12 protein-coding genes are annotated in these 13647 nt (G+C 73.7%); 10 read left to right on the forward strand and 2 right to left on the reverse strand.

Features of this window, described 5'->3' with window-relative positions; genetic code table 11:
- Positions 1-1205: 1205 nt before the first annotated feature.
- Together ACWC91_RS06335 and mycP are read left to right on the forward strand one after the other, a co-directional pair.
- Positions 1206-2036, forward strand: a complete 831-nt coding sequence (locus tag ACWC91_RS06335; RefSeq protein ID WP_450642271.1) for a hypothetical protein — start codon at positions 1206-1208, stop codon at positions 2034-2036.
- Positions 2033-3244, forward strand: a complete 1212-nt coding sequence (mycP, locus tag ACWC91_RS06340) for a type VII secretion-associated serine protease mycosin (RefSeq protein ID WP_374113913.1) — start codon at positions 2033-2035, stop codon at positions 3242-3244. Before ACWC91_RS06335 ends, mycP begins: the two co-directional genes overlap by 4 nt.
- A gap of 69 nt (positions 3245-3313) precedes the next feature.
- On the opposite strand, the gene ACWC91_RS06345 is transcribed toward mycP, so the two are convergent.
- A complete protein-coding gene (locus ACWC91_RS06345) occupies positions 3314-4147 on the reverse strand; it encodes a serine hydrolase (RefSeq protein WP_450642278.1) in 834 nt (277 codons plus the stop codon).
- An 89-nt stretch (positions 4148-4236) separates the two neighbouring features.
- On the opposite strand from ACWC91_RS06345, the gene ACWC91_RS06350 reads away from it, so the two are divergent.
- Positions 4237-4989, forward strand: coding sequence for an SseB family protein (locus ACWC91_RS06350; RefSeq protein WP_225076165.1), 753 nt, complete (start codon positions 4237-4239; stop codon positions 4987-4989).
- Positions 4990-5037: 48 nt separating this feature from the next.
- Here ACWC91_RS06350 and ACWC91_RS06355 read toward each other — a convergent pair whose 3' ends face one another.
- Positions 5038-5406 (reverse strand): DUF1844 domain-containing protein, encoded by a 369-nt coding sequence (locus ACWC91_RS06355; RefSeq protein WP_141362596.1) that lies wholly within the window; start codon positions 5404-5406, stop codon positions 5038-5040.
- A 393-nt stretch (positions 5407-5799) separates the two neighbouring features.
- Here ACWC91_RS06355 and infC point away from each other — a divergent pair, with 393 nt between their 5' ends.
- The 7 genes from infC (at position 5800) to pheT (ending at position 13268) form a co-directional block, all read left to right on the forward strand.
- Positions 5800-6450, forward strand: coding sequence for a translation initiation factor IF-3 (gene infC / locus ACWC91_RS06360; protein WP_225076301.1), 651 nt, complete (start codon positions 5800-5802; stop codon positions 6448-6450).
- 113 nt (positions 6451-6563) lie between these two features.
- On the forward strand, positions 6564-6758 hold the full coding sequence (gene rpmI, locus ACWC91_RS06365; RefSeq protein ID WP_007829094.1) for a 50S ribosomal protein L35: 195 nt from the start codon (positions 6564-6566) through the stop codon (positions 6756-6758).
- Positions 6759-6869: 111 nt separating this feature from the next.
- Positions 6870-7253 (forward strand): 50S ribosomal protein L20, encoded by a 384-nt coding sequence (gene rplT, locus ACWC91_RS06370; RefSeq protein WP_006141703.1) that lies wholly within the window; start codon positions 6870-6872, stop codon positions 7251-7253.
- Between the two features lie 162 nt (positions 7254-7415).
- Positions 7416-8279 (forward strand): TrmH family RNA methyltransferase, encoded by an 864-nt coding sequence (locus ACWC91_RS06375; RefSeq protein ID WP_225076166.1) that lies wholly within the window; start codon positions 7416-7418, stop codon positions 8277-8279.
- Between the two features lie 50 nt (positions 8280-8329).
- Positions 8330-9475, forward strand: coding sequence for a sensor histidine kinase (locus tag ACWC91_RS06380; RefSeq protein WP_281154432.1), 1146 nt, complete (start codon positions 8330-8332; stop codon positions 9473-9475).
- Positions 9476-9633: 158 nt separating this feature from the next.
- Entirely contained in the window at positions 9634-10755 is a 1122-nt protein-coding gene (gene pheS, locus ACWC91_RS06385; protein WP_225076168.1) for a phenylalanine--tRNA ligase subunit alpha, read from the forward strand.
- Positions 10755-13268, forward strand: a complete 2514-nt coding sequence (gene pheT, locus ACWC91_RS06390) for a phenylalanine--tRNA ligase subunit beta (protein WP_450642267.1) — start codon at positions 10755-10757, stop codon at positions 13266-13268. Before pheS ends, pheT begins: the two co-directional genes overlap by 1 nt.
- Positions 13269-13647: the final 379 nt, after the last annotated feature.

Genomic DNA, 13647 nt, shown 5'->3' on the forward strand with positions numbered 1-13647 from the left:
CCGCGCGCGGCACTGCGGCGGGTTCGGCCGTTCCGGCCCGGGCTGCCTTCCCGCGCGGCACCTCGGCGGGTTCCGCCGCTCCGGTCCCGGGCGGCTCCCCGGGTGCCGTGACAGGTGCAGGACCGACGGGTTCGGACACGGACATCCGCGCGGGCGACGGCACCGGCTTCCCCCCGCCTCGCACCGGCTCCGCCACCGACGACGCCCGGACCACTACCGCTTCCCGCCCCCGCTTCCCGGACTTCCGGCCCCCTTCCCAGCGCACCGCACCCCCCACGACGCCGCCCCCGCCTCCGGCCACCGCCCGTTTCCCGGACACACCCCCGACGGCCGGCCGCGAGGCACCGCGCCCGCCGGGCGCCGGCCGGGCAGGGGACCTTCCACTCGGCACACCCTCGGCCGAAAGACGCGCGACGTCCGGAACCCCCGCCGGGCCTGGGGCGTCCGCAGACACCCGTGCCGGAACCCCTGCCAGACCTGGGGCGTCCGCAGACGCCCACGCCGGGACTGCGGGCCGTTCAGCGGCCGCGTCGCAGGCGCCCGGGCGCGGGGCTGCGAGTGGTCGCGGCTCCGCTGACGTCCCGTCAGGAACTGCGGCCTCCGAGGACGGGAGTGCCGCCGACCGCTTCTCCGGTGACCCGGCGCGGCTCGGTCGGCGCGAGCGCGGGAACATACCCCCGCCACCGGGACACCGCCCCCCACCGGGACACCGCCCCCCAACGGGACACCGCCCCCCAACGGCGGCACGCGGTGGCGGCGCGCCCGCCGAGACCCCGTCGGAGACGACCACGCGCCTGCGCCCCGTCTCCGTCCACAACCCCCCGGTGCCGAGCGCACCGCCCCATCCGACGGCCCCGTCCTCCGCACGCGACCCCCGGTCGGACGCCGCGAGGGGCCCCGCCGCCGCCCTGGAATCCCAGGCCGGGCCCGTCGTCGGCGCCGACGCCGCGACCGGCCCCCTCGGCACGGCACGCCACCCGAGCGAGCCCGGCCGGACCGCGGGACCCGGCAGCCCCGTCGGCCCAGGCGGCGCCGGCAACCGTCCCCTCCCCACCGGCACGCCCCAGCGGCCGACCGGGTCGGGGTGGACCCCGGTTCCGCCGCATCCCTCCTTCGACGCCTCCCCGGGTGCTCCCGCCGGTACACCGCCGCGAGCCACGGGTGCCGCCACGGCGCCTGATCCGGCGCTGTCCTGGAGCACGGCCATGGCACCGGGGACGGGGCTCGGCATGGGGTTCGGGGAGCCGGAGGGCTACGACCGGCGGGCACGGCCGACCGGTGCGCTGGTACGGCCGCGCGTCGCCGTGGCGGCCGCCTGCATGGTGCTCGGGATCGGGCTCATAGGCGGCGCCGTGACCGGCAGCTGGCTCACCGGGGAGCCGGGGAAGCCCGGCGCGGAGGGCGGCTTCGCCACGGCCGGCGCCATGTGGCACAGCGTCCCCGTCGACCAGCTCTTCCCGCCCACCGTGGACGGCCGCGGCGCCGGACCGGGCGGAGCCGACCGCACCTGGACCCGGGTCGCCGTCGCGCCGGACAGCGGCTGCGAGGGAGCCTTCGACCCGCTGCTGCGCAAGGCCCTGACCCCCGTCGGCTGCGCCCGTCTGCTGCGCGCCACCTACACGGACGCCACCCGGAGCTACGTCACCACCGTCGGCCTGCTCTTCGCCAAGGCCGACGCCCCTACCATGACGTCCCTCGCCGCCCGCTTCGAGAACGAGGGGCTCGCCCGGCGCACCGACCTCGTGCCGCGTCCGTACGCCGCCAAGGGCACCGTCGCCGCGGCCTTCGGCGACGAGCAGCGCGCGTCGTGGACCGTCTCCGTGCTGACCGAGGCCCCCGTGGTCGTCTACGCCGTGTCCGGCTGGGCCGACGGCCGCGCCGCCGGCACCCCGCAGGCCGCCGCCGACGCGACGAAGCCGGGAGCCACCACCCCCGTCGCCCAGGCAGGCCTCGGAAACGAGGCCCAGGGCCTCGCCGACCGCATCGAGCGGGGCCTGCGCCAGACCGTCAAGTCAGCCACGGAGGAGCCGTCGTGACAGCCGCCGCGACACCCGGGAACCGTACGCCGCGCAGGGCTCTCGCGGTCGGCGTCCCGAGCCTGTTCCTCGCCGCCTGCCTCGCCCTCGTGCCGTCGGTCCCCGCGCACGCCGACGGCATCCGCGCCCAGCAGTGGGGCCTCGACGCCATGCACACCCAGGAGGCCTGGCGCACCACCCAGGGCAAGGGCATCACCGTCGCCGTCCTGGACACCGGCGTCGACGACGACCACCCCGATCTGCGCGGCAACGTCCTGCCCGGCAAGGACATGATCGGCTTCGGCGCGCGGCGCGGCGACCGGCCCTGGGCCCGCCACGGCACCGCCATGGCCGGCATCATCGCCGGTCACGGCCACGGCCCCGGCAACGCGGACGGCGTCCTCGGTATCGCGCCCGAGGCCCGGATCCTGCCCGTGCGGGTGATCCTGGAGGAGGACGACTCCGCCCGGAGCAAGGCCCGCAGCACCCGCGGCAACGCCCTCGCCGACGGCATCCGCTGGGCCGCCGACCAGGGCGCCGACGTCATCAACCTCTCCCTCGGCGACGATTCGGACTCCGCGCACCCCGAGCCCGCCGAGGACGAGGCCGTCCAGTACGCGCTGAGCAAGGGCGCCGTCGTGGTCGCCTCGGCCGGCAACGGCGGCGAGAAGGGCGACCACATCTCCTACCCGGCGGCCTACCCGGGCGTGATCGCCGTGACCGCTGTGGACCGCTACGGCACCCGCGCCTCCTTCTCCACCCGCCGCTGGTACGCGACGGTCAGCGCGCCCGGCGTCGACGTCGTCATCGCCGACCCCGACCAGCGGTACTACGAGGGCTGGGGCACGAGCGCGGCCTCCGCCTTCGTCTCCGGCGCGGTCGCCCTGATCAAGGCCGCCCACCCGGGTCTGACCCCCGCCCAGATCAAGAAGCTCCTGGAGGACACGGCCCGCAACGCCCCCGTCGGCGGCCGCGACGACTCCCGCGGCTTCGGCCTGGTCGATCCCGCCGCCGCCATCAAGGCCGCGGCCCGCCTCCGGCCCGAGGGCCTGACCGCGGCGTCCTACGGCGAGCGGTACTTCGGCCCCGGCCCCGACTCCGCCGAGGCGGCCGACAGCGCCTCCGGCTGGGCGGGACCCCTCGCGGGCAGTGCCGGGGGAGTGATGCTGGTCGTGGCCGTCGTCCTGTGGCGCGGCCGCCGCGAGGGCGGGGCCGACTTCAGGCTGTAGACCGGGGTCTTCGGGTCGTGGCCCCGCTCTTCGCCGCAGCCCCGGATCGTCCGGCCGGGGAGGCCCGGATCACGCCCTCCGGTCGCACGCCGACACCGCCGCCCGGGCGGCCGCCTCCACCAGCGCGATGCCCTGTTCCTTCGTCCGGTTGCCGCTGGACAGGGCGGCCACCAGGTAGTCGTCGCCGCCGGCCGTCACCCGCCCGATGCTGTTGACGACCCACAGACCGGTCGCACCGCGCGGCAGCCAGCCGTTCTTCAAGGCCCATCCGGAGCCGTCGGCGGCGGCCGACACCCCCCAGTCCTGACCCGGGGCGATCCGCCCCATCAGCCCCTGAAGGTACGTCCGCGAGGCCTCGCCCAGCTCCGAGCGCTCCGCGCCGGCGCCGCCGAACACCTGCCGGAGCAGGACGAGTTGATCGGCGGCCGTGGTCCGGGTCAGACCCCACAGCGGACCGTCGCCGCCGGTGGTCTCCGTGAGTCCGAAGCGCTCGTTCGCCGCGTCCAGGCCGTCCGCCCCGCCGATGACCCGCCACAGTGCCGACGCCGCGTCGTTGTCGCTGTGCCCGATCATCGCGGCGGCGTAGGTCCTCTCCCGCGCGGTCAGCCGCCGCCCCGCGTCCTGCGCCCGCAGCAGCAGGGCCGCCAGGATGCCGACCTTGACGATGCTCGCCGTGTCGAACACGGCGTCGCCGTATCCGGCGCTCGCCCCGGAACCGAGACGGCGGGCCGCCACCGCCACGGTCGCGCCCCCGGTCACCGCCACCGGCACGGGCACCGGTCCTCCGCTCGCCGTCTCCACCGCCACCTCCCCACTCGCGGCCCCGTCCTTTGCCGCCGTCCCCGCGCGTGTCCCGTGCTCCCCCCGCCGCCTTCCCGCGCACGGCCGTCCGCCGCCGACGATACGGGGCCCGAACGTCCCGCGGCAGCCGTGGCGGACGTGGGCCAGGGGACCCTGAGGGAGCGGGCACGGCCCCGGATAGGGTCGGCACCGTGGCGAAGAAGAACATTCCCGACTCCGGCTTCTCCGACGACGACGGCTCCGCCGACCCCGGGCTGAGCGCGGCGCTCGCCGCCTGGGCCGAGGACCGCGCCGCCGTGGGACCCGTCCTGGAGGCGCTCAGGAGCGCACGGCTGCTCGTGCCCGTGGTGGCCGTCCTCGGCGAGGTGGAGGAGGACGAGAACGGGCTGCGCCGGGAGAAGACCAGCGAGATGGCCGTACCCACCCTGAAGGCCGGTCACCGCACCGCGCTGCCCGCCTTCACCTCCACCGACTCCCTGGCCCGCTGGGACCCGGACGCCCGGCCCGTGGCCGTGCGGCTGCACCAGGTCCTGGAGGCCACCGCGCACGAGAAGGCGGACACGGTGGTGCTGGACATGGCCGGACCGGTGCCGTTCGAGCTGGCCGGTCCCGCCCTGCTCGCCCTCGCCGAGGGCCGTACGACGACCGACCCGCTGGCCGACCCGGCCGTCGTCACAGCGGTGCGGGAGGCCGTCGCCGCGGAGCCCGCCGTGCTGCGCGCCCACCTCGGGCGGGGGCAGGCCGACGGGACCCTGGCGCTGGTGCTCGACCCGTCCGTCCCCACCGCCCCGGCCGAGACCGCCCGCGCCGTGGCCGCGCGGCTCGCCGCCAGCGAGACACTGAGGGCCCGCCTGGTGCGCGGCCTCGACCTGGCACTGCTGCCGGCCGGGGCGACGCCGCCTGGCGAGCCCTTGTACGTGAAGGAGCGGGGTTCGGCTGCGTGACGCAGCGGTGATCGGCAGGGTCGGGTAACGGGGATCCGCGGGAGCGGCTCAGCCGTAGATCGGCCCGGTGTACTTCTCGCCCGGGCCCTGGCCCGGCTCGTCCGGGACGAGCGAGGCCTCGCGGAAGGCCAGCTGCAGCGACTTCAGGCCGTCGCGCAGCGGCGCCGCGTGGAAGGAGCTGATCTCGGTGGCGCTCGCGTCCAGCAGTCCGGCGAGCGCCGACACCAGCTTGCGGGCCTCGTCCAGGTCCTTGTGCTCGTCGCCCTCCTCGGTCAGACCGAGCTTCACGGCGGCGGCGCTCATCAGGTTGACGGCGACCGTCACGATCACCTCGACCGCAGGGACCTCCGCGATGTCGCGGGTCATGGCGTCGAAGTCGGGCTGCTCGGCGGGGCCGGAGGGGGAGGTCTCACTCATGCCCCACACGATAGGTGCAGGACGAGGGGGCTCCCGCAGCGAGCCCTGGACATCCTGAATTAGCCCTTCCCCATGGATGCTGCTAACCTTGTGTGACGACCGGCTGGACGTGTATGCCCAGGCATACGGGCCCGGCCCACAAGTGGAGGCTTCGAACTCCCACCTGACCGCCCTTTGGGGCGGCGGGTCACCGGTCAGACGGGTCCGCCCCAGCGGTGGCGATCCGTCCGAAAGTGCGCCCCGCGTCCATCGCGGCGGTTGCTCCGGTAGTTCGAGGAGCCCCGCCTGTGATCGTCCGGGGCATTTTTCGTGCTTCGGCGCGGTTAGGTCTGTCGAACACAGAGTACGCGGCTGTCCGCCAGACCGTCGCGTGGTGCTAACCGAGGAGGATCCATCAGCGCCGAGCCCCGCATCAACGACCGGATTCGCGTTCCCGAGGTGCGACTTGTCGGTCCCAGTGGCGAGCAGGTCGGCATCGTGCCGCTTGCGAAGGCACTGGAGCTTGCGCAGGAGTACGACCTGGACCTGGTCGAGGTCGCGGCGAACGCCCGTCCGCCCGTGTGCAAGCTCATGGACTACGGGAAGTTCAAGTACGAGTCGGCCATGAAGGCCCGTGAGGCGCGCAAGAACCAGGCGCACACGGTCATCAAGGAGATGAAGCTCCGGCCGAAGATCGACCCGCACGACTACGACACCAAGAAGGGTCACGTCGTCCGGTTCCTCAAGCAGGGCGACAAGGTCAAGATCACGATCATGTTCCGTGGTCGCGAGCAGTCCCGGCCCGAGCTGGGTTACCGGCTGCTGCAGCGGCTCGCGGAGGACGTCCAGGACCTCGGCTTCGTGGAGTCGAACCCGAAGCAGGACGGCCGCAACATGATCATGGTTCTCGGTCCGCACAAGAAGAAGACCGAGGCGATGGCCGAGGCCCGCCAGGCGCAGGAGGCCCGCAAGGCCGAAGCGAAGGCCAACCCGGGTCGCTCGCAGAACGCCGCGGACGCCGAGGCGCCGGCCGAGGAGTCGGCCGAGGAGCACGCCGAAGCGTGACCCCCGGGACCCCCACGTCCCAGGATGTAACCGATATCAAGAGCGACGCTCCTACCGTGCCCGGTTCTCGCGACCGGGCACCGGAGCGCCACCTACGAGGAGAGAACGGCGCTATGCCGAAGAACAAGTCGCACAGCGGTGCCAGCAAGCGCTTCAAGGTCACCGGCTCCGGCAAGGTGCTCCGTGAGCGCGCCGGCAAGCGCCACCTGCTCGAGCACAAGTCGTCCCGTCTGACGCGTCGCCTCACCGGCAACGCCGAGATGGCCCCGGGCGACGCCAAGAAGATCAAGAAGCTTCTCGGCAAGTGACGCGGCGGCGCGTGATCGTCCGATCGCCGCGCGCCGTACGTCAGGACCGGGACCCAATCGTTTCCGGGCCGTGTGAGGACAACCACGGCCCCGCTACAAGGAGTTAATCAAGTGGCACGCGTCAAGCGGGCAGTCAACGCCCACAAGAAGCGCCGGGCGATCCTCGAGCAGGCCTCCGGCTACCGCGGTCAGCGCTCGCGCCTGTACCGCAAGGCCAAGGAGCAGGTCACCCACTCGCTGGTCTACAACTACAACGACCGCAAGAAGCGCAAGGGTGACTTCCGCCAGCTGTGGATCCAGCGCATCAACGCCGCTGCCCGCGCCAACGGCATCACGTACAACCGCTTCATCCAGGGTCTGAAGGCCGCGAACGTCGAGGTCGACCGCAAGATCCTGGCCGAGCTGGCCGTCAACGACGCCAACGCGTTCGCCGCGCTCGTCGAGGTCGCGCAGAAGGCCCTGCCGAGCGACGTCAACGCGCCCAAGGCTGCGTGACGCAGCGCCGGCCCGGCCGGCGCGATCCTACGGACCCGTGGGCTCTGCCTGCGGGTCCGTCGTATGTGCGCCGTGCGGTGCCCGAGGCGCGTCCGGCGCCGCCCGGGGCCGCCGGCTGCTCGCCGTCGCGGCGGAACGTTCCTACCGAAGGTGAAGCTCTCCATGGCCCCCGCCACCCCTGACCTGATCTCCCCCCGCTCGCCCCGCGTCTCGGCAGCGCGGCGGCTGGCCAAGCGGAACTTCCGGGGCAAGGAGCGGCTGTTCCTCGCGGAGGGGCCGCAGGCCGTGCGGGAGGCGGCGGCGCACCGGGCCGGGGACACGCCCACCCTCGTCGAACTGTTCGCCACGGTCGAGGCCGCCGAGCGGTACGCCGACATCGTGGGGGAGGCCCGCGCCGCGGGAGCCCGGATCCACCTCGCCGCCGACGACGTCATCGCCGACATCTCCACCACCGTCACCCCGCAGGGGCTCGTCGGCGTGTGCCGGTTCCTCGACACCCCCTTCGAGGACATCGTCGCGGCCCGCCCGAAGCTCGTCGCCGTCCTCGCCCATGTGCGCGACCCCGGCAACGCCGGCACCGTCCTGCGCTGCGCCGACGCCGCCGGAGCCGAAGCGGTCGTCCTCACGGACGCCTCCGTCGACCTCTACAACCCCAAGGCCGTCCGGGCCTCCGTCGGCTCCCTGTTCCACCTGCCCGTGGCCGTCGGCGTCCCCGTCGAGCGGGCGGTCGCGGCGCTCAGGGACGCCGGGGTGCGCATCCTCGCCGCCGACGGCGCGGGCGAGCACGATCTGGACGACGAGCTCGACCACGGCACCATGGGCGGCCCCACCGCGTGGGTGTTCGGCAACGAGGCCTGGGGCCTGCCGGAGGAGACCCGCACCCTCGCCGACGCCGTCGTACGCGTCCCCATCCACGGAAAGGCCGAGAGCCTGAACCTCGCGACCGCCGCCGCCGTATGTCTGTACGCGTCGGCCCGTGCGCAGCGTGGCTCCGGAGGATGCCGCTCCGCCACCCGCAACCAGTAGGGTGACCAGCCCGGGGGCCTGCTGCACCGGCTGAGAGGTGGGGTGAGGGGATGAGTGTCGGCACCGGTCGCGCGCCCGGAGCGCGGGACGCGCGACGACCACCCGCGCCCCGGCAGGACGATCCCGCCGGCCTCGGCATCGACCCCGACGACCTGCCCGACGGCCTGGTGATCGCCGACGAGCACGGGCGGATCATCTGCTTCAACGCCGCCGCCGCCCGGATCAGCGCCGTACCCGCCGACCAGGCCCTGGGACAGCCCCTGGAGAAGGCCCTGCCGCTGGAGGACCTGGAAGGGCGCCGCTGGTGGCAGCTGACCGACCCCTACGGCGGCCTGGCCATCCGGGTGGGCCAGCCCGAACGCAACCTCCTGCTGCACGGCGGCCGGGAGGTCCTCGTCTCCGCGAAGTACGTCCGCACCCACCCCACCGGCCCGGTCCGCCGTGTCGTCGTCTCCCTCCGCGACACCGAGGCCCGCCGCCGCACCGAGCGCAGCCACGCCGAGCTGATCGCCACCGTCGCCCACGAGCTGCGCTCGCCGCTGACCTCCGTCAAGGGCTTCACGGCGACCCTGCTCGCCAAGTGGGAGAGGTTCACCGACGACCAGAAACGGCTGATGCTGGAGACCGTCGACGCCGACGCCGACCGCGTCACCCGGCTCATCGCCGAACTGCTCGACATATCCCGCATCGACTCCGGCCGCCTGGAGGTACGCCGCCAGCCCGTCGACATGGGCGCCGCGGTCGGGCGGCACGTCCAGGCGTACGTCGCCGCCGGCCAGCCCGCCGACCGGTTCCTGGTGCGCGTCGAGAAACCGCTGCCCGAACTGTGGGCAGACCCCGACAAGATCGACCAGGTGCTGAGCAACCTCGTGGAAAATGCCGTGCGGCACGGCGAGGGATCCGTCACCATCGATGTCACGCCGGCGCCGTCCACACGGGAAGGGGACGACGCGGGGAACACCGCCACGTCGGTCACGGTGAGCGACGAGGGACCCGGCATTCCGGAGGAGTCCATGAACCGTGTCTTCACCCGCTTCTGGCGGGGCAGCAAGCGCGGCGGGACCGGACTCGGGCTCTACATCGTCAAGGGCATCGTCGAGGCCCACGGCGGCACCATCACGGTCGGCCGCGCCCGAGGGGGCGGCGCGGAGATCCGATTTACCCTGCCCGTGGGCACCCCGGCACACCTGCTCTGAGCACCCGCCGAGGACCCACGGGCGCATTCGCTTTCCCCGGCCCCGTTAGACTCGGCCTTTGGCACCTTTGTGTCCCGAAAACCGTGACGATCTGTCCGCGAGTCGGTGCGAGTCGGTGACGGGGACCTCCAGCCAGCCAATCGGAAGCACGGGAAGAGATGTCGGCACCCAATAAGTCGTACGACCCTGTCGAGGTCGAGGCGTTGAAACCGGAAGAGATCGAGCGCATGCGGGACGAGGCGCTCGCCGCCTTCGCCGCCGCGGACTCCCTCGACGCGCTCCACGAGGCCAAGGTCGCCCACACCGGCCCCGCCTCCCCGCTCTCCCTCGCCAACCGCGAGATCGGCGCCCTGCCCCCGCATGCCAAGGCCGACGCCGGCAAGCGCGTCGGCATGGCCCGCGGCGCGGTGAACAAGGGCCTCGCCGCCCGCCAGATCGAGCTCGAGGCGGAGCGGGACGCCCGTGTGCTGGTCGAGGAGGACGTCGACGTCACGCTGCCGTTCGACCGCGTGCCGCCCGGCGCCCGCCACCCGCTGACCACGCTCTCCGAGCGCATCGAGGACGTCTTCGTGGCCATGGGCTACGAGGTCGCCGAGGGCCCGCAGGCCGAGGCCGAGTGGTTCAACTTCGACGCCCTGAACATCGGCCCGGACCACCCGGCCCGCGGCGAGGCCGACACCTTCTTCGTGCAGGGCCCCGAGGGGGGCAGCGAGTCCGGTGTCGTCCTGCGCACGCACACCTCGCCGGTGCAGATCCGCTCCCTGCTCGAACGCGAGCTGCCGGTCTACGTGATCTGCCCCGGCCGCGTCTACCGCACCGACGAGCTGGACGCCACCCACACGCCCGTCTTCCATCAGGTCGAGCTGCTCGCGGTGGACGAGGGCCTGACCATGGCCGACCTCAAGGGCACCCTGGACCACATGGTGCAGTCGCTGTTCGGCGAGGGCATGAAGACCCGGCTGCGGCCGAACTTCTTCCCCTTCACCGAGCCGTCCGCCGAGATGGACATGGTGTGCTACGTCTGCCGCGGCGAGTCCGTCGGCAACCCCGACCGGCCCTGCCGCACCTGCTCCTCCGAGGGCTGGATCGAGCTCGGCGGCTGCGGCATGGTCAACCCGCGGGTGCTCACCGCCTGCGGCGTCGACCCCGAGAAGTACAGCGGCTTCGCCTTCGGGTTCGGCATCGAGCGGATGCTGATGTTCCGCCACAACGTCGAAGACATGCGAGACATGGTCGAGGGTGACGTCCGGTTCACCCGGCCGTTCGGGATGGAGATCTGATGCGGATCCCGCTTTCTTGGCTGCGGGAGTACGTCGACCTGCCGGCGACGGAGACCGGGCGCGACGTCCAGGCCAAGCTCATTTCGTCCGGCCTCGAGGTCGAGACCGTCGAACAGCTCGGCGCCGACCTCAAGGGGCCGCTCGCCGTCGGCCGGGTGCTGACCATCGAGGAGCTGGAGGGCTTCAAGAAGCCGATCCGGTTCTGCACCGTCGACGTCGGCCAGGCCAACGGCACCGGCGAGCCGCAGGAGATCGTCTGCGGCGCCCGCAACTTCGCCGTCGGCGACAAAGTCGTCGTGGTCCTCCCGGGCGCCGTGCTGCCCGGCGGCTTCGCGATCAGCGCCCGCAAGACCTACGGCAAGACCTCCCACGGCATGATCTGCTCCAGCGACGAGCTGGGCATGGGCGACGACGGCAGCCAGGGCATCATCGTGCTGCCGCCCGAGACCGAGGTCGGCAAGGACGCCATCGAGCTGCTGGAGCTGGTCGACGAGGTCCTCGACATCGCCGTCACCGCCAACCGCGGCGACTGCCTGTCCCTGCGCGGCGTCGCCCGCGAGACCGCCATCGCCTACGGCCTGCCGCTGCGCGACCCCGCCCTGCTCGACGTACCGGCGCCGAACGCGTTCGGCTACGCCGTGCGGATCGACGAGCCGCACGGCTGCGACCGCTTCACCGCGCGCACCGTCTCCGGCCTCGACCCCGAGGCGCGCTCCCCGATCTGGCTCCAGCGCCGCCTCCAGAAGGCCGGGATGCGCCCGATCTCGCTCGCCGTCGACATCACCAACTACGTGATGCTGGAACTCGGCCAACCGCTGCACGCCTACGACCGCAAGCTGGTCCAGGGCACGATCGGCGTGCGCCGGGCCGAGGAGGGCGAGAAGTTCACCACCCTCGACGGCGTCAAGCGCACGCTGCACGCCGAGGACCTCGTCATCACCGACGAGCGCGGCGCCATCGGCCTCGCGGGCGTCATGGGCGGCGCCAACACCGAGATCGCCGACCACGAGGACACCGAGAACGCGACCACCGAGGTCGTCATCGAGGCCGCGCACTTCGACCAGGTCTCCATCGCGCGCACCGCCCGCCGTCACAAGCTGTCCTCGGAGGCCTCCCGCCGCTTCGAGCGGGGCGTCGACCCGCAGGCCGCCTCCGCCGCGGCCCAGCGCACGGTGGACCTGCTGGTCCTGCTCGCGGGCGGCACGGCCGACGCCGGTGTCACCGAGGTCGCCGCGCCTGCGGCTCCGCGCACGATCACCCTGCCGGCCGACCACCCGGACAAGGTCGCGGGCGTCGTCTACGGCCGTGAGGCCGTCGTCCGCCGGCTCCAGCAGATCGGCTGCCAGGTGGAGGGGCAGGACGAGCTGACCGTCACCGTCCCCTCCTGGCGGCCCGACCTGACGGACCCCAACGACCTGGCCGAAGAGGTCATCCGCCTGGAGGGCTACGAGAACCTGCCCTCCACGCTGCCCAGGCTCCCCTCGGGCCGCGGCCTCACCCACCGCCAGCGGCTGCACCGCCGGGTCGGCCGCGCGCTGGCCGGCGCGGGCTACGTCGAGGCGCCGACCTACCCGTTCGTCGGCGAGCAGGTCTTCGACCAGCTCGGCCTGGAGCCCGGCGACCCCGCGCGCCGCGTGGTCCGGCTGGTCAACCCGCTCAGCGACGAGGAGCCCGCGCTGCGCACCACGCTGCTGCCGGGCCTGCTCGGCGCGCTGCGCCGCAACGACGGCCGCGGCAGCCACGATCTCGCCCTGTTCGAGACCGGCCTGGTCTTCCACCCGCGCGAGGAGCAGCGGGTCGCGGCCCAGCCGCCCGTCGACCGGCGTCCCACCGACGAGGAGATCGCGGAGCTGAACGCGGCGCTGCCCGAGCAGCCGCGCCATGTGGCCGTGGTCCTCGCGGGCGCCCGTGAGCAGACCGGCTGGTGGGGCAAGGGCCGCCCGGCCGACTGGGCCGACGCGGTCGAGGCCGCCCGGACCGTGGCCCGTGAGGCCGGGGCCGAACCGATCGTGCGCAAGGGCCAGTACGGCCCGTGGCACCCGGGCCGCTGCGCCGAGTTCGCGGTCACCGTGGACGGTGCCGAGCGGGTCGTGGGCCACGCGGGCGAACTGCACCCGCGCGTGGTCAAGGCACTGGGCCTGCCCGAGCGCACCTGCGCGATGGAGCTGAACCTGGACGTGCTGGAGCAGGTCGGCGACGACACCCCGCGAGCGCCGGGCATCTCCACGTTCCCGGTCGCCACGCAGGACGTCGCCCTCGTCGTCGACAAGCCGGTCCCGGCCTCCGACGTCGAGGCCGCGCTGCGCGAGGGTGCCGGTGAACTCCTGGAGTCCATCCGGCTGTTCGACCTCTACGAGAACGCCGAGCAGCTCGGCGAGGGCCGCAAGTCCCTCGCCTTCGCGCTGCGCTTCCGCGCGCCGGACCGCACACTGACCGTGGACGAGGCGTCCGCCGCCCGCGACGCGGCGGTGGCGCTGGCCGCGTCGCGCACGGGGGCGGTTCTGCGCAGCTGACGGGTCGAGCGCGGGGGACTGCGAGTCCGTCGCCGGCTGCGGGCAGTCGGCGGCCGGTCGCGCGGTTCCCCGCGCTCCTTTTTTCGGGTCGGCCTCGGTCGACGGGGTGGGCCACTCAGTGGGCCGGGTCGGTTGTCGGCTGCGGGTGGCCGGTGGCGCGGTTCCCCGCGTCCCTTCTCGAGTCCGCCCGGGTCGGCAAGGCCGGTCACCTTGCGGAGTGCCGCCGTGCCGGGCCGCCGTACTTTTCGAGGGGGAGCCGGCGGCCCGGACGGCCTCTTGGAGGAGGCGGTTCAGTCAACCGGCTGGGGACTCTCCGCGACAGCGCGCGTGCAGCCCGGATGCGCGTGCTCCGTTCACACCCCGTGTGAAGGCGAACGCA

This window comes from Streptomyces sp. NPDC001204, assembly GCF_053598035.1.